Below are 21258 nucleotides of genomic sequence, written 5' to 3' on the forward strand. Positions count from 1 at the left end.
CAGCGGCTCCCTAACCGCGCAAGCTCGGCCAGGGAACCCTGCCGGCGTGGGCCCACCCAGCGGCTCCCTAACCGCGCAGGCCCCCACCGGCTCCCTGCCGGCGTGGGCCCACAAACGACGGCGCCTGTCCCCTTCACAGGGGACAGGCGCCGTCGTGATGTGCTGGTTTAGTCCTGGTCAGCTGGAGGCGGGCCGTTCTCCGGAAGCCGAAGCTCCCGGGGCCTGGCCTCTGCCATTCGCTCCTCTGTCCAGTACTCGAGGATCTCCTCGTGCGTCTGGCTCAGTTCAGCGTGGCTGACAGCATCCTCGCCGGACGGTTTTTCGCTAGGACTTTGCTGCACTGGCGTAGGTCTGCTGTATGACGTCGCCCCAGTACGGGCCGTACATTACGACCGAGCCGTTGTAGCCGTAGCTGTTGATCGAGTTCTGAAGGCCCGTGGCACTGGTGCCGATGAACCAGGGCCCGCCGGAAGAACCGCCGTTCATGTCGCAGGGGATGCCCTGGGTTCCGAACTGGTTCCTGGTATCATCGGTGGCCGTTCCGGTGCAGCTCTTGAGGGTCTGCCCGTTGAACGGCGAGGCAGCGGGGTAGCCGAAGATCTTGTAGGTCAGGCCGCGTGCCTGGTTAAAGGCCACGCCCGAACCGCCCACGACGTCGGTCAGGGTCTGCTTGTTGAGCCGGTTCATGACGGCGAAACCGGTGTCGTAGGCCATGTTCCCTTCGGCGCTCCATTGGGTGGGTGCGTGGAGGGACGAGGCAGTCCACTTGCCGTAGGGTGCGGTGCCGTTCTCATATGCCGGAATAAACACAAAGTTGGTGGCGAAGGCGCCCGGGCCTTCGTTGAGGCAGTGTCCGGCCGTAGCGACAGTGCTCTCGTTGGCCGATGACACGGCGTTGCCGGAGCAGACGTAATTTGAACCGCCAAGGGTGAAGAACACCTTGCCGATGTGCTTGACCGGGGCTTCGCTGGCGGCGATGGTCTGCTTGCCCCTGGTGGGCTTCACCTGGGTCTCCTTGCCCTTTTCCACAGTGGCGCTGGACCGGTTGCCGCGTTCCAGGGCCTTGCCGGCCAGGATATCGCCGGGGATCGCGCTGCGCATCTTATCTGCCGTCCAGTAATCGGCCGCGCCGGTGCCGTCAACGGTAATGCTGGCGACAGAAGGGTCCTTCTTGTCCTCGGCAGCCGCCGGCGCGGCGGTGGCTCCGCCGGCTGCGCCGAGTGCCAGAACGGCAGCTGCTGAGAGGCTCAGGAGGCCCGTGGCCAGAGACCTGGTGCGTGTCATTGTCGTCCTGTCTGAAACGGGGTATCGGCCCCGGCATGGGCCGGAGTGTGATCTAGCGAATTTATCCTCACATGACAAGTATGTAAATAGTAGTGACCTGTAATGTATGGCCTCCGGAGTGAGGGCGGTGCAGCTTGACGGGCAAAAGTGCGAGGGCCGCCGGGCGCCCGGGCGCGTGCCGGCGTCGTCCTTTTTCCATCGCTGTAATCCTGCGTGCCGGCGGGTAACCGAAGGGCTCCGGTAGGGCTCAAACCGGTGTCCTCGGGTAAGTTGTACATGGTGAAATAGACCGGATTTCATAACCAAGCCGACCCACAGGGAGACGCCCGCGCATGTCCAAGATTATCTACACCCACACCGACGAAGCGCCGATGCTGGCTACCTATTCGTTCCTGCCCATCATCGAGGCGTTCGCCTCGACAGCAGGTGTGGAGGTGGAGACCCGCGACATCTCGCTCGCCGGCCGCATCATCGCCGTTTTCGGTGACTACCTGACCCCCGAGCAGCAGATCGGTGACGCCCTTGCTGAACTCGGTGAACTGGCGAAGACGCCGGAAGCCAACATCATCAAGCTGCCCAACATCAGCGCCTCCATTCCGCAGCTGAAGGCCGCCATCGCAGAGCTGCAGGCCCAGGGCTACGCGCTGCCGGACTACCCGGACAACCCCTCCTCCGACGAGGAAACGGCCATCCGCTCCCGCTACGACAAGATCAAGGGCTCCGCCGTGAACCCCGTCCTGCGTGAGGGCAACTCGGACCGCCGCGCACCCCTGTCCGTGAAGAATTACGCACGCCAGAACCCGCACTCCATGGGCGCCTGGACCCCGGAGTCCAAGACCAACGTGGCCACTATGGGCAAGGACGACTTCCGCTCGAACGAGAAGTCCGTGGTTATCGAGTCCGAGGGCACCATCGCCATCCAGCTGGTCCGCGAAGACGGTTCCGTGAAGGTCCTGAAGAAGGCCTTCCCGGTCCTGGCCGGCGAGGTCATCGACGGCACCGTGATGCGCGCCGCCGCCCTGGATGAATTCCTGGCGGCCCAGGTGGCCCGCGCCAAGGAAGAGGGCGTGCTGTTCTCCGCCCACCTCAAGGCCACCATGATGAAGGTTTCGGACCCCATCATCTTCGGCCACGTGGTCAAGGCCTACTTCTCCGAACTCTTTGAGACTTACGGCAAGCAGCTCGCAGCCGCCGGCATCAGCCCCAACAACGGGCTGGCAGCCATTCTGAGCAGCCTCGAGGACCTGCCGGAGGACGTCCGCGAAGGCGTCCAGAACCTCATCAAGAAGGGCCTCGAAGAGGGCCCCGCCCTGGCCATGGTGGACTCCGACAAGGGCATCACCACCCTGAACGTCCCCAGCGACGTCATCGTCGACGCGTCCATGCCCGCCATGATCCGCAGCTCCGGCCACATGTGGGGCCCGGACGGCAAGGAAGCGGACACCCTCGCCGTGCTGCCGGACAGCTCCTACGCCGGTATCTACCAGGTGGTCCTCGATGACTGCCGCGCCAACGGCGCCTACGACCCCACCACCATGGGCACCGTGCCGAACGTGGGCCTCATGGCCCAGGCCGCCGAAGAATACGGCAGCCACGACAAGACGTTCGAAATCCAGGAAGCCGGCACGGTGCAGATCGTGGACGGCTCAGGAAACGTCCTGATCGAACACCAGGTTTCCGAGGGCGATATCTGGCGCGCCTGCCAGACCAAGGACCTGCCCATCCGCGACTGGGTCAAGCTGGCTGTCACCCGCGCCCGCGCCTCCCAGACCCCGGCCGTGTTCTGGCTGGACGAGGAACGCGCGCACGACGCCAACCTCATCGCCAAGGTCAACGAGTACCTCAAGGACCACGACACCGAGGGCCTGGACATCCGCATCATGTCCCCGGTCAAGGCAATCGCGTTCACCCTGGAGCGCATCCGCAAGGGTGAGGACACCATCTCGGTATCCGGCAACGTCCTGCGCGACTACCTCACGGACCTGTTCCCCATCCTCGAGCTGGGCACCAGCGCCAAGATGCTGTCCGTCGTTCCGCTGATGAATGGCGGCGGGCTCTTCGAAACCGGCGCCGGCGGATCCGCCCCGAAGCACGTCCAGCAGCTGCTCAAGGAAAACCACCTGCGCTGGGACAGCCTGGGTGAATTCCTGGCCCTGGCCGTCAGCTTCGAACACCTGGCCACCACCACGGGCAACGCCCGCGCCCAGGTCCTGGCCGACACCCTGGACCGCGCCACCGGCACCTTCCTGCTGGAGAACAAGTCCCCGAGCCGCCGTGCCGGTGAACTGGACAACCGCGGCAGCCACTACTTCCTGGCCCGCTACTGGGCCGAAGAGCTGGCCAAGCAGACGGACGACGCCGAGCTGGCCGCCGCGTTCAGCTCCGTCGCCAATGAGCTGTCCTCCAAGGAAGAGACGATCGTGGGCGAGCTCGCCGAGGTGCAGGGCTCACCGGTGGACATCGGAGGCTACTACCACCCGGACGACGCGAAGGCTTCCTCCGTGATGCGTCCGTCCGCCACGCTGAACAAGGTGCTCTCCACCCTGAGCTAGGGCTGGGGCAGCCTGCCTTCTGAATAGGCAACGCCAAGAGGCGGTGCCCCGGATGTCCGGGGCACCGCCTCTTCGTCGTTTGGCTGGGACTCCGCGTGCCTACGCTGCTGCCGACCCGCCGTCGTGCGCCTTTCTGCAGCGCCCCATCCTAGTCCTTGCCTTTGCCCTCGTTGCCCTTCTTGGTGTCACTGTTGCCGGTGGCCGGAGCTGGTGCCGGGGCAGGCGTCTGAGCAGCACCCTGTGCAGCCTCTTGGGCGACCTGGGCAGTAGCGGTCTCCTCAGCGATCCGCGCCTCTTCCGCTGCCTTGGCCGCCGCCGCCGCCGCCTCGTTAAGGTCGGCGCGGACGGCCGCGGCGATGGTAGTGATGGTTTGCCGCCGTTCCTCGGAAACCTCGCCCTTGCTTTGCGCAGCCGCCAGATCAGCCTCAAGGTTTTCCAGGCCTTTCAGTGCCGCGGCGGGATCGTTCCTTGAGGAGGCTTCGCTCACCTCAAGGACGCGTGCCTGAAGTTGCCGGGCAGCGCCGGGCTGCAGCCCGGCGTCGGTGGTGCCGCAGCCGGCCAGCACCCCGGCGGCCAGCACAGACGCCGTCCAGGCCACTGCCCGCGACTGCCGCGAACCCCGGGTGTTCGTCAGGCTCATGGCTCCACGCTTTTCTGCAGTTCCTCCAGATGGTCGCCCAAGAGGCCTGTCACCGTTGGGTAAGGCACGACGTCGGGGGTGGACTGGGCGGAGAGGCTCACCAGCACGGCCGCTACAGCAGCCGCCAACACCACGATCCCCAGAAGCACCAACAGCCAGATCCGCTTGCGTGGGGACCTGGCGGACATCTTCTTTCTGGACTGTTTGCCTTTGTACTCCGGTCCCGGGAGCGCAGAAGAGGATTCGTCGCTTGGCTCCGCTGCTTCACGGAGTTCCTCCACCGATTCCTCGGCAGTGATCGAAGGAGGGTGGAACGGCATGGCCGGCAGGACCCGCGTGGTTTCGGGAACGAGCTCTCCCGGCGTGGACGCGGGCGAAACCAGTGCCTGCCGCAGGGCAGTCTCGATGTCCGCTGCGGCGGGACGTTCCAGCGGCTCAATCGCCGTCATGGAGTGGATCAAATCGGTCCACTCCTGGGGCAGATCCTCGGGAATCTCGGGTGCACGGTGCAGACGGGCCACTGCCGACTCCACGGCGCCGCCCGGGTATTCAACGGTGCCCTTGATGCACTCCAGCAGCACGAGTCCCAGCGAATAGACGTCCGAGGCGGGGGAGAGCGGCTTGCCCAGGGCCTGCTCAGGGCTGAGATAAGCGGCCGTGCCCACCATGGTTCCCGTGGCGGTCAGCCGGGTTGCGTCCGCGATCCTGGCGATGCCGAAGTCCGTGAGTTTGGGGCGCAGCGGCTCGCCCGGCCGGATCTGTACCAGCAGGATGTTGGCAGGCTTGATGTCCCGGTGGATGATGCCCAGTCCGTGGACGTAGGCCAGGGCATCGGCGACGCCGGCCCCGATCACCGAGAGTTCCTCCAGGGGGACGCGGCTGTGCCGGATCCGGGTCCGGAGGTCCTGGCCCTCCACCAATTCCATGGTGAGGAAGGGCCTGGGCTCGTCGGGAATCCGGTTGTCGATGCCGGCGTCAAAGAGTGTCACCAGACCGGGGTGGTTAAGGGTGGCCAGAAGCTGGATTTCCGCTTCCTGGCGCTTCAGTTCATCTGCGTCCGGTGCCTGCGGGGCGAAGAGCTTCAGGGCGACATCGCGGCCCAGTTTCTCGTCCCGGGCACAATAGACCGATGACATCCCGCCGCGGCCAATAACCTCACCCAACCGATAACGTCCGCCGACCACTTCATTCTTGATGGAGCTAGGCGATTCCGCCACCATACCGTTCCTCCCGGTGCGCTGCGGCACTGTCGTACCTCAAATTATACGGGGGTGGAGCAGTACGAGGTCGGGCTTTGTTCTAGCATTGGGGGACATGCCGACGGCCCGGCGGCGAACCTCTAGCTTTCGCCGCCGGACCACCGGCCACAAGGACATGTGTGCTGATGACATGTTTGCGTGAAATTGCAGTGTTTTTGTCTTGTGTTTTGCGGGGTCCTCCTTTCCCTCAGCCTGCTTGCAGCTGCCGCTTCAGGCGCTTGGTGCAGGCACGGTCAACAAGCGTCGGGCGCCTAGGACACCTTGCGCTTGCGGAGGAGGACCAGGAGTCCCGCCACCAGAAGCAGCAGGGCGAGCGGGACCAGCGAAGCATCCATGCCCGTGTTGGCCAGGCCGGTGCTGCCTTTTGCAGTCGGGCCCTGGTTAGCGGTGCTGCGCGCGCTGGTGTCGACGCCGATAGCGCCGCTCACTGCGGTGGAACCTGCCGGTGCTGCCGAGAAGCCGCCGCTACCGGCCGTGTCAGCGTCAGTACCGTTGTCGCCGCCGGTGGTGCCGGTGTTGCTGCCGGGGGTGCCGGGAGTGCTCGTACCTGGAGTGGTGGTATCGGTGTCAACGGTGCCGGTGCCCCCGGTGTTGCCGTCACCCGGGTCAACCGTGCCGGGGTTTTCAGTGCCCGGCGTCTCGGTGCCCGGGTTCTCCGTGCCATTGCCGTCGCCGCTCAGGCCGAGGCCGAGGTCAATGCCCAGGTCGACGCCGGAGGTGAGTCCGTCGGTGGTGCCGTTGGTTGCATTGCTGCCGAGGTCCACAGCTATGTCTGCTGCGACGGCCAGGTCGGCCGCTGAGGTGTCGGTTGCGTCGGTGGCGGTGTTGCCGAGGCCGAGGTTAATCACGGCTGCTGCGGTGAGGTCGGGGCTGGTGGTTTGACCGGTCCCTGTGGCGGTGCCGAGGTCCACAGCTATGTCTGCTGCGACGGCCAGGTCGGCCGCTGAGGTGTCGGTTGCGTCGGTGGTGGTGTTGCCGAGGCCGAGGTTAATGACGGCTGCTGCGGTGAGGTCGGGGCTGGTGGTTTGACCGGTCCCTGTGGCGGTGCCCAGGTCCACAGCTATGTCTGCTGCGACGGCCTGGTCGGGCGCTGAGGTGTCGGTTGCGTCGGTGGTGGTGTTGCCGAGGCCGAGGTCAACAAGGGCTGCTGCGGTGAGGTCGGGGCTGGTGGTTTGACCGGTCCCTGTGGCGGTGCCGAGGTCCACAGCTATGTCTGCTGCGACGGCCAGGTCGGCCGCTGAGGTGCCGGTTGCGTCGGTGGCGGTGTTGCCGAGGCCGAGGTCAACAAGGGCTGCTGCGGCGAGGTCGGGGCTGGTGGTTTCACCGGTCCCTGTCACGGTGCCGAGGTTCACCGCAGCATCCACTACAGCGGCGACGGCCGTTGAATCGGACGGCGTTGGGTCCCCCAGCAGGCCCAACGACGCCGAATCAGCGGACGCCGCCGCCGAGATGAGGGCGGATACGGATAGGTCCGATCCGCTGCTGGTGTCCGCGGCGTTTGCCGCGGTGCAGCCCAAGGCTAAAAGCCCGCCGGCAAAGAGGGTGCCGAGCAGCCCTCTGCGAAGGTTGGAACTCATGGTGATATCTCCTGAAAAAGTTGAGTAGGGGTGCTTACCAGCAACCCGAATGGCCGCGTTCTGCCGCAAAAGGCAGAGGTGCCTCAACTAGTCAGGAGAAGAACCGGGGTCGAATGACACCGGTGCAGGGGCATGCTCAGGGGACTCACCGGCGCAGACAGCACCGGAGAGGGGAAGGTCAAAGCTGAAGGAACTCAGGAATGCGGCCGAACCAGGCGAACCGCCAGAAGCCGCTCCACTTCCTGTGCCGGAGCCAGGGACAGCGGGAGCATGGGCGGGCGACGGGTCCGCCGTGCTTGGCTGCTCATTGCCTAAGCCAGATGCGCTGGTGGCTGCCCAAAGGGCCGCAGAAGTTCCAGCGAGGGCTGCCGCACCATCAGGGAAAGTGGCGGTATCCGGGGCAGCAGCGAAGAATGATTCCGAAGGTTCCGGTATGTTCGCCAGTGCCGATTCCACGGCAGCGGAAGCCCCCGTGGGGACAGCGGCGGCAGCCGCAGGAACTTCCTCGTCGACCGCCGCGAGAGGCAGTTCGGGGAGCTCAACTGGCAGCGGTGCCCTGCCTGTCACCACATCGGAAACAGGTTGGAGGACGGGTTCGAGCACCGGAAGGGACTCGGCAACGGGTGGAACAACAGCTTCCACAACTGCTGCGGTTGCTCCATCCGCAACGTAAGCGATCGGAGCAGCGACAGCCGTGATGGTATCGCCGGGAACCACCTGGTTCACCACCGGGACGACCGAAACGATGGTGTCAGCGATGCCAGAAGCTTGAGCCACAACGGGCTGAAGCAGGCCTGCAGCCGGCACGGCAGGAGGAGGTGGGGCAGGAACAGTCGGTGCGGGGCCGGCAAGCTTGTCTGTTACTGAGGACACCGAGCTGGTTACGCCGCCAAGCAGCGACGATGTGTCCGAAAGTGTGTCAGCAGAAGCTGCCGGAGTTGAAAAAGTCAGCCAGGTAAGGGTTGCAGCGCCCGCGAGGAGCACAGGCCGCAGGGCACGCCATGGAGAAACAGCGCCAGCCATGCGTACCACCCCCAGTACCGTTGATTCGACAATGCTTACAGCGTAAGACTGGATGTTGCGGGAAGTCTAGGGCCTTCTAAAACAAATCGACAAAAGCGGAAACTTTTGTGCCGGGCGCATGACAAGACGCTTTTTGAAAGTCATTACATTGACCGCGGCGATGGGGGCTTTTAGTGGCTGTCGTTGGGATAACTGACTCCCAGCTGCGCCCGCACCCCGTCGAAGAGTCGCATCGTTTTCAAAGAGTCCTCCAGCGGCATCACCGGGCTCTCCGTGAGGCCCTGCTGGATACACCGTGTCACCTCACGGAGCTCATAGGTGTATCCGCGGCCCACAACATCGAAGGACTCAACACGTCGTTCGTCCCATCCAAACGCGACAACCAGTTCACGTGGATTATTGATAGAGCCGATGCTCTGCAGGAAGCCTTTGCTGCCGGCAACGCTGGCCGTACGTGGACCGTGCGCGAGCAAGGAGGACGTCAGTTGGGCCTGGGCACCGTGGTTGTACCCGAGCGTCATGGCATTCTGCGCGTCGACACCGTCGTCATTTACAAACCCCGTGGCGCTGACCGTTTGCGGGAATCCGAGGGTGCCCAGTGCCCACAGCAGCGGGTAGACCGAAAGATCCAACAGGGCGCCGCCGCCATCCTGCCGGGCCCAAAGCCTGGCGGTCGGTGCATACGGAGCCGGAAAACCGAGATCGGCGGTGACCCAGTGGACGTCACCGATCTCGCCGGAAGCAGCAATCTCGAAGGCTCGTTGCATGCTGGGCAGGAAACGGCTCCAGACTGCCTCCATCAGGAACAGTTTCCGGCTCCGGGCCAGGTCGATCAGCTCGGCTGCTTCCCGGGCGTTGATGGTGAAGGCCTTCTCGCAGAGAACATGTTTGCCCGCGTTGAGGGCCGCGAGCACTATCTCATGGTGCTGCGCGTGGGGCGTGGCCACATAGACAACGTCCACCGCGTCATCGGCGAGCAGCCGCTGGTAGCCGGCTACTCCGCCGTCGTCTCCGTAGGCCTTGGCGAAGTCGTAGGCCACGGCAAAGGCGTCCGCAGTTTCCTGCCCGCGCGAGCTGACGGCATAAAGCTCGGCGTCGACCAGTAGGGCCAGGTCCTGGGACACCGAGCGGGCGATTCCTCCGGTAGCGATGACTCCCCACCGAAGGGGAGCTCCGGTGGCGGAGTGGGGATCCTGGTCGGATTGGCTGGACAACCACGGCTTGGCGATAGGCGCACTCATGGTGACCATCCTCTCACCGGGATGCGGGAGTGCCGGGTATTACTCGCGGGAAGTGATAGAGGGTCGAAGGAAACAGGACGAAAACTGATGGAGGGTTGAAGGAAACCGGACGGGAAGTGATGGAGGGTTGAAGTGAGGGAGGATGGGGGAGGGCCGCACTGGCGGGCCCTCCCCCAACCGGTCAATTCTTAGGTGTCCGCTCGTGCGTCTCCGGCTAGGCCGAGGCGGCCGCCACACGGCTGCGCACCGGTTCCTCCGTCAGCTTGCCCTGCTGCAGGCGGAAGCGGCGGTCCGTCTTGTTGGCAAGGGCGCGGTCGTGCGTGACCACGAGGATGGTGGTGTTGTGGTCCCGGCTGAGCGAGCTGAGGAGCTCGATGATGTGGTCACCGGTCTGCTCGTCGAGGTTTCCCGTTGGTTCGTCCGCGAGGATCAGCTTGGGGGCGTTGCCGAGAGCCCGGGCGATGGCAACCCGCTGCTGCTCACCGCCGGAAAGCCTGTTGATGCGCCGGTCATGCTTCTCCGGATCCAGCTGGACCTGCTCCAGCAGCTCTTTGGCGCGCTGCATCCGGGCGGCCTTGCGCATTCCGGCAAACTCCATGGGCAGCATCACGTTGTCCACTGCCGAGAGGTTGGGGATCAGGTTGAACTGCTGGAAGACAAAGCCGATGTCCCGCCGGCGGTATTCGGTCAGCTTCCCGTCGGGCATGCTGGCAAGGCTCACGCCGTTGACGACGACGTCACCGCTGGTGGGCTTGTCCAGGGCGCCCAGGAGCGACAACAGGGTGCTCTTTCCACTGCCGCTCTTACCGACGATGGAGGCGAGGGTTCCCTGCTCCAGCTCGAAGCTGACGTCGTTGACGGGTTTAGTGGTGCGGTCACCGGAGTTGAAGGTGCGGACCAGGTTCTTGACTTCAATCATGGCTATTCTCCTCGCAGGACTTCGATGGGACGGATGCGTGCCGTGAGCAGCGCCGGGACAAGCGCGCCGATGATGGCGACGCCGAAGACAGCGCCGATGCCCGCGACGATAACGCCGGGGGATGCACTGGCCGTGACGGAGGTCATCAGCTGCGCTGCCCCGCCGAATGGTCCTCCCTGGCCGCCGGGGAACCCAGCGCCGCCCGGCATGCCGGCACCTCCGGCAGCCCCGGCCATGGCGGCCCCGCGGCCGGTGGTGGGAGCCGCCGTCGTGCTGGTGCTGTTGGTGCTGATCAGCGCCGAAGCGATCCCGCCGCTGGCGAAGGAAGCGATGGCGGCGCCCGCGGCACTCCCCAGGGCCGCCAAGACCAGGGCTTCAAGGACAAACTGCAGACCGATGGTGCGGTTGGGTGCGCCGATGGCTTTCAGTACACCGATTTCCCGGCGGCGTTCGCGGACCAGCATTACCATGATCAGGAGGATGATCAGGCCGGCGGTACCGAGGGCTGCGATGAAGGCGATGAAGGAGATGTTCTTGACGCTGCCCAGCGATCTCAGCGCGGTTTCCAGGTTCTGCCCCTGGGTGACATCGGCCTTGTTGGTACCAAGTGCCGCCTCCAGGGCAGTCTTGGCGGAGGCGACGTTCTCCAGCGAGTCCACGGTAACGATCATGCTGGCGAGCTCGCCCGGAAGTCCGGCGAGGGCCTGGGCTGTGGGGAGCGTGACGTAGACGGCGTTGTTGCCGAAGGTGGTGCCGGCGTCGAACAGCCCGGCCACGGTGTAGGTCTGGCCATTGACGGTGAAGGTGGACCCCACCTTGAGGTTGTTTTTCTCGGCGAGCGTGGTTCCGAGCAGGGCGCTGGTGGACTCGGCGGTGTAGTCACCAAGCCCAGTGCCTTCGGTGATGCTCAGTGCCTTGCCGGCGGTGTCCACCTCAGCGCCGGTCCCGGTCGCGGTGATCGGCAGCGACCGGACGGGCTGGGTGGTGGTCCCGGTGGTTCCGGTGGTGGTGCCGTTCGCGGTCTGGTTGCGTCCGCCCAGCGTTCCGGCGTCGATGGCGGCGGTGAGGCTGGTGGTGAGGGTGGCCGAGAGCTGGCCGCCGGGACCGCCCTGGCCGCCGCCCGCACCTGCTCCAGCTCCGGAGGCGGCCTGGGCGGCAGCTTCGGTGGCGTTGCGGAGGCGGAGGGTCTGGGCCCCGACGACGGCACTGACGTTGGGAACGGCCGCGGCAGTTGCTGCCTGCTCGGCTGTGAGAGGTTCGCCGCCGCCTTCAAAGCCCTGTGCGCCGGCGGGGTTGACGGTCAGGACGGTCCCCACGGAGGCGTTGAGTTCCTGGACTTTGGCTGCGACAGCCTGGTTGGCCACCAGCATGGCCAAAGCCAGGCCGATCGCAACAGCCAGCACGGCAACCACCGCTGCCGTGCGGACTTTGTTTCTGAAGGCATTGCCTACACTGCGGGCAAGGACGCTCACGTTACTCCTGTGGTTCCGGTGCCGGCCCTGGAAGGCTAGCTTCGGGTCCACTCTTGTGCGGCCTCCTGTGCAGGCAGCGGTGCGAAGCTGTGTTTGAGCTGTGAAGGGTCAACGGGCACGAAAAAAACCCGGTCCCCGTGATGAACTTTGCCGAGGAGAAACCGCGAAGGGCGGGCTCACAAGGCGGGTTCTAGCAACGACCGTGTCGTCTTTAACGGAGGAAACTGCCGGATCGGCCCGGGAGCAGAAAGCACGGCCAGTGCCCGCATCATCCAACGGCGACTGCCTGACCGCGTGAATTCTACGACCCAAAGGAAGTCGATACTGGTGAGGCCACCCCCACCCCGGTCGGGAATCCAGGACTACAGTGGATGCATGGCTGCCAGCCGCAATCCGCTCGATGACCTGCGCGAAATGATCGGCCATATGGCCGATCAGCTCAAGCTGCCCGGCTCGGAGCGCGTCGACGATCTGGTCGGCGACCTCATCGGTGCGAGGCCCGGGCCGGCCCGGCCCCTGTCCGAGGTGCAGGCCGAGCTCGACGCGCTGGTCGGACTCGAGACCGTGAAGGAACAGGTGCGGGCCCTCGTCGCACTGCTCCAGGTCCAGGCCCGCCGTAAGACGCACGGCCTGCCGGAGGTGGCCACATCACAGCATCTGGTGTTCCTCGGAAACCCGGGCACGGGCAAGACCACCGTGGCGCGGCTCCTGGCCGAGATGTACCGCGCGGTCGGTCTGCTGCAGAAAGGCCACCTGGTCGAGGTCGACCGTTCGGGCCTGGTGGGGCAGTACGTCGGCGCGACCGCCATCAAGACGGACCGGGTGATCCGGCGTGCGCTGGACGGCGTCCTGTTCATCGACGAGGCCTACGCGCTGGCCCCGGAGGACGGCCGGATGGACTTCGGCCCCGAGGCGATCGAGGTCCTGCTCAAGCGGATGGAGGACCACCGCCACCGCCTGGTCGTGATCGTGGCCGGGTACCCGCGGCTGATGGAGTCCTTCTTGCTCTCGAACCCCGGACTGCGCTCCCGGTTCGCCCGCGAGATCACGTTCCCCGACTACTCTGTCGACGCACTCCAGACGATCTTCCACCAGATGCTGGCCCAGCACGAGTACACGCTGGAGCCGGGTGCGGACCAGATGCTGCGCCGCATCCTCACCGGGCTCCATGCGGGCGAGGACTCCGGCAACGCACGGTTCGCCCGCACGCTGTTCGAGCAGGCGCTCAACCGCCAGGCGCTGCGGCTGTCGCTCGACGAGGAACAAAGTCTCGACGCGCTCGATCGTGAGGCCGTCATGACGCTCACCGCGGACGACATCGCCGAGGCAGCGCTGGCCTTGGGCGAGGAGCCGGAGCCGGAACCGACGCCGGAACCGGAGCAGCCACGCTGGTGGCGCTGGCTGGCCTGACCGGATCTGCGCGGCTGTCAGGCGAATGCCCGTCCTGCCCCCCGAGCGGGAAAAGCATAACTATTCCACTGCCGCGCAACTGGAGGACAGCTTTCCTGCCCACCCAAGCCTGCTCGCTACCGCCATGGACCTGAATAAAATAGCCGAACCCGGCAGCCCGAACGATGCCGCACAATGGATGCAGGTCAGCGACACATAGCGGCAACAGACCACGCCAAAAAGCTCTAAAGTCCACGTTGGAGTCCAAAGTTGGGTCGTTTCACGAACGGCCGTTATGCGCCGATCCGCTTGTGCCTCGCGTCGGGCCGTGGTGCTGCAGGAGGGCGATGTGTCCGGCCGCAGTTCATCGCCGGCAGCACTGCCAGGATTCCGAGTATCCCGGCAACGGTGAAGGCCAAAGCCGGAGAATCGGAGGTGAACAGAACTCCCAGTGTTGCCGAGCCAACCGCCTGACCTATGGCGAGGGCGATGAACAACGCCGCTGTGCCTTCAGCCGCGCGATGAGGAACCAGGCGGACGGCCCAAATGATGAGAACACCGCACAATGCGGTGTAGCTGGCCGCGAACAGCGCCACCGAGATATAGGCGGCGAAGGGTGCACCCGGTACCGCACCCAGGACTATGGTCGCGCCCGCCATGGTCAGCGAGGTCAGGATCCAAGCCGTACGCAGGCTCCATACCTCAACGATCTTCGCGGCGCTGGCGCCGAGCACGCCAAAGGCTCCCAGGACCATCCAGGCAACGATGGAGTAGAACTCCTCACCCGCACGGGAAGCGTCCATGACCGTGCGGCCGAAAGTCCAGATCGCAACACTGGAGGCCCCGGCCAGAGCCGCCGCGGCGATGGGCCGGGCCAGCGGAGCGAGGTCACGGGCCCGCACCCGTGGCGGCGGCTCAGCGGCCCGATCCCGGTGGGAAGACTGATCGGTACGGAGGGTGGCGACGGCAGCGATGGACACCAGGGCTGCGATGGCGACCCAGCCCAAGCGCCATTGATTCATTGTGAGGAGCATGAGGATGCCCGCGACGACGATGCCTGCTCCGGTGCCGGCATTGACAATAGTCTGCGCGTTTTCCTGGCGTGCCGGGGCAATGTTGCGTTCGATGAGCGCGACCAGGCCGGGGGTCGCGAATCCGGCGCCGGCACCGGCCAAGACGACACTCATCGCGAGGACGACGACATTAGGCGCAGCCGCGACACCCACTGATCCCAGGGCAGCCGTCGCCCCCGCGCACATCACGACCAGGCTAGGGCGGGCAGCAAGGCGCGAAGCGAGAACTGCCGCGAAACAGAAAGAGAGGAAGCTCCCGGCCTGGATGAACCCGGCAATGGCCGAGTCCATCTGGAAGGTCTCGGTGAACCGGGGCAGGAAAAGCCCGTAACCGAAGCGTGCCAGCCCGTAGGTCGCCGCGATCAATGCCATGCCGCTGACCACCAAAGCCCGCACCGTATCCTCCTGGAACCATCAAAGTAGAACGATCGTTACGCTACAGCAGAACTACCGTTCTGCGATAGTGGCCGTTACAGTGGTGTGATGAGCACCGGCCAGCGCCTTCCCGCCCGCGCGCGGCTGCTTCAGGCAGCCGATCAAGCGCTGTTCGACCGTGGCATCCGCGCCACGCCTGTTGATGACCTGCTGCGCCAAGCGGATGTCTCCAACGCCACGTTGTACACGCATTTCGGCAGCAAAGACGCCCTGGTAGCAGAAGCCTTGAGAGTTCGGATGGCGGACTGGCAGGCAGTGTGGGACCAACACATTGTCGCGGCCGACAATGACATGGCGCGGCTGCTCTCGGTGTTCGACGCCCTTGCGGCCTACCGGCGCGACCAGAACCACCCCTCACGCTGGTGCGCCTTTCTGGCCGCCGCCACGGAGCTTCCCGCAGCAGCGGACGAGATCAGCGACGTCCTGGCCGCGGATACCGCCCTGCTCGTCACCCGCCTCCTGCACTTCTCGCAGCCGATCGCCGGCCCGCACGCGCAAGACCTGGCCGATGAGGTGCTCCTGGCCTACAGCGGAACCTTGGCCGGCTTCCTGCGCGGCTACCCCCACTCACCCATCGACGTCGGCCGCCGCCTAGCCCGCTCAGCGGCTGAAGCCCACAGCCGCAACTGACTCCCCACCAGCAGCACGCACCCCAGGCAGGACAAACACAAGGCCCTGCCGGCTGGCGCGCTGTCTGCCGGTCTTCTTCTTTCTTTCTGCACCGTGCGCCAAATAGCGCTGTGAAGCCGCCATCCAACGCTGACAGTCACACCCTTAAACATGAAACTGCTCCCCGAAAGTCAGAACCGAATTTTCAGTCCAACTTGCGGGGAGCAGTTCAATGGGGGACCGGGTTTTTCCGGACCAGATTGCTTACTTGGTGATCAGCTACTTGGTGATCGGGCCGAGTACCGGATCGTCCGTGTAAGCCGTCTTCACATTGGCGGCGGTGACGATGACCGGCTCCAGGAGGTATGCCGGCACGGTCTTCACCGAGTTGTTGTATGACTTGTCGTCATTGATCTCAGGCGTCTTGCCGGCCTGAAGGTCCTTGACCATCACAATCGCGTGCTCAACCAGTTTCCGGGTGTCCTTGTTAATGGTGGAGTACTGCTCGCCGGCAAGGATGGACTTGACCGACTCCTCCTCGGAATCCTGGCCCGTGATGACAGGCAGGGGCTTGCCGGCCGCCTTGACCGACGTAATGACAGCCCGGGCGAGGGTGTCGTTCGGTGAGAGGACGCCGTCCAGGGACTCAGTCCCATAGGACCCCGTCAGGAGCGTATCCATCCGGCGCTGGGCGTTCTCAGCCTTCCAGTCCTGGGTTACGGCCTTTTCGAAAGTCGTCTGTCCGGACAGCACCTTGAGTGTACCGTCCTCGATCTTCGGCTTCAGGACCTTCATTGCACCGTCAAAGAAGACCTTCGCGTTGGCGTCGTCCGGGGAACCTGCCAGAAGTTCAATGTTGTACGGACCGGCGGGCTTTTTGGCCTTCATCCCGTCCAGCAGGGCCTGGCCCTGGAGCTCACCGACCTTGAAGTTGTCGTAGGCCACGTAGTAGTCCACGTTCTCGGTGTTCAGCAGCAGGCGGTCATAGGCAATGATGGTCGCGCCGGAGTCCTTGGCCTGCTGGAGCTGGGTACCCAGCTGCGAACCGTCCAGTGCGCCCACGATAACCACCTTGGCGCCCTTGGCGATCATGGCGCTGATCTGGTTCTGCTGTTCGGCCACACCGTTGTTGGCGAACTGGACAGTGGGCTTGAAACCGGCGCTGGACAGGCCGTCATTGAACAGCTTTTCCGCCAGTACCCAGTTCTCGCTGGTCTTCTTGGGAAGGGCTACGCCTATCGCGGAGTCCTGGGCGAAGCCTCCGGCTCCCTCGCTGGCGCCGCCGCCAGGGGTGCTTGGTTCGGAACGTCCGCAACCCGTCAACGCCAATGCTGCGATCGCAGCTACCGCTGCTGCCTTCCCTGCTTTGCCAAACATTCGCATTTCTTAGTCCACTTTCTTTTTGGGGTGTTGGGTCAGGAAGCCGTGCTCAGGCTTCCCTGGAAATGGTTTCCCGGGTAGAGGTGACTTCATCCGGCTGCAGAGGTGTGCCGGGTCCGCCGGACGGGCGGCTGAAGTTCTTCATCATCAGCCCGATGATCGAGGCCCGTCCTTGTGACTTGTTGTAGACGTCGATGGCCACGGCCACCAGCAGCACCAGGCCCTTGATCATGGACTGCCAGTCAGCGCCGACGCTAAGGAGTTGCAGACCGTTGTTCAGGACAGCCATGACCAGGCCACCGACGATGGATCCGATCACCGTACCCACGCCGCCGGTCACTGCAGCACCGCCGATGAACACAGCCGCGATGGCGTCCAGTTCCCAGCCCGTGCCGTCAGAAGGTCCCGCTGATGTGGAACGGGCCACAAAGATCATTCCAGCCAGTCCGGCGATGATGGACATGTTCATCATGACCAGGAAGTTGATCTTCTTCGACTTCACACCGGAGAGTTCTGCGGCGTGGCGGTTTCCACCGACCGCGTAAACGTGGCGGCCCACCACGGTCTTCGAGGAAATGAAGCCGTAGATCAAAACCAGGACGGCGAGGATGAGGCCGGGGATGGGGAAGGACGTGCCGGGCCGGCCGGTGGCGAACAGGTAGGTCGCATAAAGGATGGCGCCGCAAATCAGGACGAGCCTGAGGACGCTGACCCAGGTTTCCGAAACCTCTGCCCCGAGCGCTTTGGCCATACGCCGGCGCCGGACTTCACTGAAGATTACGAACGCGACCGCCGCAAGCCCAAGGAGGAGGGTCAGGTTGTTGAACCCGGTGTCGGGCCCGACTTCGGGGAGGTAGCCGGCGCCGATGTACTGGAACCCCCTGGGGACTGGAATGGAGTTGGACTGGCCAACAAACTGCTGCGCCCCGCGGAAGATCAGCATGCCCGCCAGGGTGACGATGAAGGCCGGGATGCCGACGTAGGCTGTCCACCAGCCATGCCAGGCCCCGATGGCGGCACCCAGGCCGAGGCCGAGGAGGATGGCCAGGTACCAAGGGATATTCCAGTCCCTCATGGCGATGGCCACTACCATCCCGACGAACGCCGCCACCGAGCCCACCGACAAATCGATGTGGCCGGCGATGATCACCAAAACCATGCCAATGGCGAGGATCAGGATGTAGGAGTTGCCATTAAAGAGGTTGATGACGTTGCCCGGGGTGAGCGTGATGCCGCCTGTGAGCCACTGGAAGAGAACTATCAGAGCCACCAGGGCAAAGATCATCCCGAACTGGCGGGTGTCGCCACCGAAGAGTTTCTTGAGCGCGTTCATTTGTTTTCGGTCCTCGTATCTGGAAGGTTCTGGAAAGCTCCAGAGGATTAAGCAGCTTTTCGAGCGGAGGAGGTCATGAGCTTCATCAGGCTTTCCTGGCTCGCTTCCTCTTTGTTGAGCACGCCCGTGATGGCGCCCTCGAAGATGGTGTAGATGCGGTCCGAGAGCCCGAGAAGTTCAGGCAGTTCAGAGGAAATCACAATTACGCCCTTGCCCTGGTTGGCGAGCTGCTGGATGATCCCGTAAATCTCGTACTTGGCTCCGACGTCGATGCCGCGGGTAGGTTCGTCCAGGATCAGCAGTTCCGGGTCCGTAAACATCCACTTGGCCAGCACCACCTTCTGCTGGTTCCCGCCGGACAGCTTGGCAACGCCTTCCTGCACCGTAGGGGCCTTGGTGCGCAGCGACTTGCGGTACTGCTCCGCGACAGCGAACTCCTGGTTGGTGTCCACCACACTGCGTTTGCTGATCTTCTCGAGGTTGGCTGAAACCGTAGTGGTCTTGATGTCATCGAGCAGGTTCAGTCCGAGGGATTTCCGGTCTTCGGTGACGTAGCCGAGGCCGGCGTCGATAGCCTGGTGGACGCTCTTGAGGGCGACTTCCTTGCCATGCATATAGATCTGGCCGGAGACGAAATGACCGTAGGACCGGCCAAAGACGGAACGGGCCAGTTCGGTGCGGCCGGCGCCCATCAGCCCGGCGAAGCCGACGATCTCTCCGCGCCGGACAAAAAAGCTGGAGTTCTTGCAGACCAGCCGGTCCTGTATCTGCGGGTGTGCGACGGTCCAGTTCTTGACCTCGAAGAACACCTCGCCAATCTTCGGGGTGTGGTCCGGGAACCGGGATTCCAGCGTACGGCCCACCATGCCCTTGATGATCCGGTCTTCGTCCACACCGTCGGCCTTGACGTCCAGGGTCTCAATGGACTTGCCGTCACGGATGATGGTGATGGAGTCGGCGATCTGCTCGATCTCGTTGAGCTTGTGCGAAATGATGATGCAGGTAATGCCCTTGGCTTTCAGGCCGAGCATCAGGTCCAGCAGGTGCTGGGAATCGGATTCGTTCAGGGCGGCCGTCGGTTCGTCCAGGATAAGGATCTTCACGGACTTGTTCAGGGCCTTGGCGATTTCCACCAGCTGCTGCTTGCCGACGCCGATTTCCTTGATAGGCGTGTCCGGGTCGTCACGCAGGCCCACTCGGGCCAGCAGGTCCAGGGAACGCAGCCGGGCCTCAGCCCAATCAATGACGCCGCGCTTGGTGGGCTCGTTGCCCAGGAAGATGTTCTCCGTGATGGAGAGCTCCGGGATCAGCGCCAGTTCCTGGTGGATGATCACAATGCCGGCGTGTTCGCTGGCCCGGATATCCCTGAACTGCTGGACCTGGCCCTGGTAGACGATGTCCCCGTCGTAGCTTCCGTACGGGTAAACGCCCGAGAGGACCTTCATCAGGGTGGACTTGCCGGCGCCGTTCTCGCCGCAGATGGCGTGGATCTCACCGGCCTTGACCCGCAGGCTTACCTTATCCAACGCTTTAACGCCGGGGAATTCCTTGGTGATGGACCGCATCTCGAGAATGATCGGGTCGGTCTGACTGGTCTGGGACGTCATATTGCCCTAACCCTCCAATGCAATGACTTCTTTGTCCGGCCGGCAAAGCGCAGGGCCGTCTGATGAAAAAGTAAACTGGATCACTCCCGTTGTCGTCAAGTCTTTAACGCATATCGGGGGTAACGAAACGGTCTAGGTTTTGCGGATACCGGCGTGCTGGAACACCAGGGCGGCTGCTCCCAACGCCTCGGCGCGGTCGCCCAGCGAGGACATCGTGATGGTGGTGGTCTCCCCAATGACGGGAACGGCATGCCGCACCAGTCCCCTCTTGATGGGCTCCAGGAGGAGGTCGCCGAGGCCGGCCAGCGGCCCGCCGACCACGATGACTTCGGGGTTGATCAGGTTGGCGACGTTGCCCAGCGCGCGGCCCACAGCGAGCCCCGCATCATCGAGCACCCGGAGGGTGGCCGAGTCGCGGGCCAGGGCCTTCCGGACGATGTCTGCAGGGGTGAGTGGCCGGTCTTCGCCGCGGCTTAGCAGCTCGATCATTGTTGTGGTGGAAGCGATCGTTTCAAGGCAGCCGCGGTTTCCGCAGCGGCACACCAGCCCTTGTTCGTGGATGGTGGCATGACCGATCTCACCAGTGATCCCCACGTTGCCGTAATAGGGTGCGCCGTTGAGGATGAGGCCTGCTCCGATGCCGGAGCCGATCTTGAGGAACATCAAGTTGCTGACGCCGGTGTGCTGGCCCCAGGTCACCTCTGACCAGGCCCCAAGATTCGCGTCGTTGTCAATGAACGCGGGAATTTTGAGCCGTTCCTCCAGGTGCTGGAGGATGTTGATACCTACCCATTCAGGCAGGATTGCCCCTTGGGCAACGGTGCCTGTACGGCGGTCGATGGGGCCGGGAATTCCGACGCCGGCACCCACCACTGCTGTGCGGGCGATGCCACTTTCGCGCAGGAGTTTCTCGAGCAGGACCACTGCGGCCTGGATGCCTTCCTCGGCCTGGTGTCCGAGGGGCAGGGCAACTGATTCCTCCGCGATGACGTGGTAGCTGAGCGAGGCCAGGACCACTCGGAGATGCCTGCGGCCGAAGTCGATTCCAACGGCCACGGCCCCGTTGCTGTTGAGCCTGACATTCAGTGCCCGCCGGCCCGAACTCGTGATGGGCTCGGCGGACGCCAAGCCTGAATCGAGCATAATTTTGACGATGTTCGAAACGGTTGCAGTGGACAGCCCGGTCTGCCGGGCCAGTTCCGCCTGCGTGGAAGGGCCCACCATCAGCGACTCGATGATGCGTTGCTGGTTCAGTTGCCGTAGGGCCGACTGGGAGCCGGGATTTTTGGGCTTGCTCCTCGTTGAGCGCGAAGTTGCGGGCATGCTTAGAAGATTGCCCCATCCGCACTCTTGTAGTCAAGAAGTTAACGCAATGAAGTTCAGTGGCAACAAGGAATAGAACAGGATGATCTGCCCCTTGGAGGGGACGAAGCGGTGCAAATGGGCCTCGGGGACCGCCGGTCCT

The 21258-nt window shown here is 64.2% G+C and carries 18 protein-coding genes; 4 read left to right on the top strand and 14 right to left on the bottom strand.

Features of this window, described 5'->3' with window-relative positions; genetic code table 11:
• Window positions 1-167: 167 nt before the first annotated feature.
• Together FBY31_RS23125 and FBY31_RS19575 are read right to left on the bottom strand one after the other, a co-directional pair.
• A complete protein-coding gene (locus FBY31_RS23125) occupies window positions 168-341 on the bottom strand; it encodes a hypothetical protein (protein WP_200833412.1) in 174 nt (57 codons plus the stop codon).
• Window positions 325-1284: a trypsin-like serine peptidase gene (locus FBY31_RS19575; protein WP_142044334.1), complete on the bottom strand. Its 960-nt coding sequence runs from the start codon at window positions 1282-1284 to the stop codon at window positions 325-327. Before FBY31_RS19575 ends, FBY31_RS23125 begins: the two co-directional genes overlap by 17 nt.
• A gap of 332 nt (window positions 1285-1616) precedes the next feature.
• Here FBY31_RS19575 and FBY31_RS19580 point away from each other — a divergent pair, with 332 nt between their 5' ends.
• A complete protein-coding gene (locus tag FBY31_RS19580; protein WP_142044336.1) occupies window positions 1617-3836 on the top strand; it encodes an NADP-dependent isocitrate dehydrogenase in 2220 nt (739 codons plus the stop codon).
• Window positions 3837-3984: 148 nt separating this feature from the next.
• On the opposite strand, the gene FBY31_RS19585 is transcribed toward FBY31_RS19580, so the two are convergent.
• The 7 genes from FBY31_RS19585 to FBY31_RS19615 all read right to left on the bottom strand — a co-directional run bounded on the left by FBY31_RS19585 (window position 3985) and on the right by FBY31_RS19615 (window position 11967).
• Entirely contained in the window at window positions 3985-4476 is a 492-nt protein-coding gene (locus FBY31_RS19585) for a hypothetical protein (RefSeq protein ID WP_142044337.1), read from the bottom strand.
• Window positions 4473-5696: a serine/threonine-protein kinase gene (locus FBY31_RS19590; RefSeq protein WP_142044339.1), complete on the bottom strand. Its 1224-nt coding sequence runs from the start codon at window positions 5694-5696 to the stop codon at window positions 4473-4475. Before FBY31_RS19590 ends, FBY31_RS19585 begins: the two co-directional genes overlap by 4 nt.
• Window positions 5697-5986: 290 nt before the next feature.
• A complete protein-coding gene (locus FBY31_RS19595; protein WP_142044341.1) occupies window positions 5987-7312 on the bottom strand; it encodes a hypothetical protein in 1326 nt (441 codons plus the stop codon).
• Window positions 7313-7399: 87 nt separating this feature from the next.
• Complete coding sequence (locus tag FBY31_RS19600; protein WP_235013141.1) at window positions 7400-8089, bottom strand: hypothetical protein; 690 nt, start codon at window positions 8087-8089, stop codon at window positions 7400-7402.
• A 416-nt stretch (window positions 8090-8505) separates the two neighbouring features.
• The gene (locus FBY31_RS19605) at window positions 8506-9576 is read right to left on the bottom strand and encodes a Gfo/Idh/MocA family protein (protein WP_142044345.1); all 1071 of its coding nucleotides are present in this window, start codon (window positions 9574-9576) and stop codon (window positions 8506-8508) included.
• A gap of 214 nt (window positions 9577-9790) precedes the next feature.
• Complete coding sequence (locus tag FBY31_RS19610; protein WP_142044347.1) at window positions 9791-10495, bottom strand: ABC transporter ATP-binding protein; 705 nt, start codon at window positions 10493-10495, stop codon at window positions 9791-9793.
• 2 nt (window positions 10496-10497) lie between these two features.
• A complete protein-coding gene (locus FBY31_RS19615) occupies window positions 10498-11967 on the bottom strand; it encodes an ABC transporter permease (protein ID WP_142044349.1) in 1470 nt (489 codons plus the stop codon).
• A 375-nt stretch (window positions 11968-12342) separates the two neighbouring features.
• Here FBY31_RS19615 and FBY31_RS19620 point away from each other — a divergent pair, with 375 nt between their 5' ends.
• A complete protein-coding gene (locus FBY31_RS19620; RefSeq protein ID WP_142044351.1) occupies window positions 12343-13377 on the top strand; it encodes an AAA family ATPase in 1035 nt (344 codons plus the stop codon).
• 25 nt (window positions 13378-13402) lie between these two features.
• Window positions 13403-13576 (top strand): hypothetical protein, encoded by a 174-nt coding sequence (locus FBY31_RS22885; RefSeq protein WP_160142490.1) that lies wholly within the window; start codon window positions 13403-13405, stop codon window positions 13574-13576.
• A gap of 73 nt (window positions 13577-13649) precedes the next feature.
• On the opposite strand, the gene FBY31_RS19625 is transcribed toward FBY31_RS22885, so the two are convergent.
• Window positions 13650-14825 carry an MFS transporter gene (locus FBY31_RS19625; RefSeq protein ID WP_235013142.1) on the bottom strand — a complete coding sequence of 392 codons (1176 nt, stop codon included), beginning with the start codon at window positions 14823-14825 and terminating at the stop codon, window positions 13650-13652.
• 87 nt (window positions 14826-14912) lie between these two features.
• Between FBY31_RS19625 and FBY31_RS19630 the strand changes: the two genes are divergently transcribed.
• A complete protein-coding gene (locus FBY31_RS19630; RefSeq protein ID WP_142044352.1) occupies window positions 14913-15494 on the top strand; it encodes a TetR/AcrR family transcriptional regulator in 582 nt (193 codons plus the stop codon).
• Window positions 15495-15752: 258 nt separating this feature from the next.
• Here the strand turns inward: FBY31_RS19630 and FBY31_RS19635 are convergent, their stop codons facing one another.
• From FBY31_RS19635 to FBY31_RS19650, 4 genes are all read right to left on the bottom strand, one after another.
• A complete protein-coding gene (locus FBY31_RS19635) occupies window positions 15753-16856 on the bottom strand; it encodes a substrate-binding domain-containing protein (RefSeq protein WP_142044354.1) in 1104 nt (367 codons plus the stop codon).
• A gap of 46 nt (window positions 16857-16902) precedes the next feature.
• Window positions 16903-18186, bottom strand: coding sequence for a multiple monosaccharide ABC transporter permease (gene mmsB / locus FBY31_RS19640; RefSeq protein ID WP_142044357.1), 1284 nt, complete (start codon window positions 18184-18186; stop codon window positions 16903-16905).
• A 47-nt stretch (window positions 18187-18233) separates the two neighbouring features.
• On the bottom strand, window positions 18234-19793 hold the full coding sequence (mmsA, locus tag FBY31_RS19645) for a multiple monosaccharide ABC transporter ATP-binding protein (RefSeq protein ID WP_142044359.1): 1560 nt from the start codon (window positions 19791-19793) through the stop codon (window positions 18234-18236).
• A gap of 132 nt (window positions 19794-19925) precedes the next feature.
• Window positions 19926-21116 (bottom strand): ROK family transcriptional regulator, encoded by a 1191-nt coding sequence (locus FBY31_RS19650; protein WP_142044364.1) that lies wholly within the window; start codon window positions 21114-21116, stop codon window positions 19926-19928.
• Window positions 21117-21258: the final 142 nt, after the last annotated feature.

It is taken from the genome of Arthrobacter sp. SLBN-100 (assembly GCF_006715305.1).
Lineage (GTDB): Bacteria > Actinomycetota > Actinomycetes > Actinomycetales > Micrococcaceae > Arthrobacter.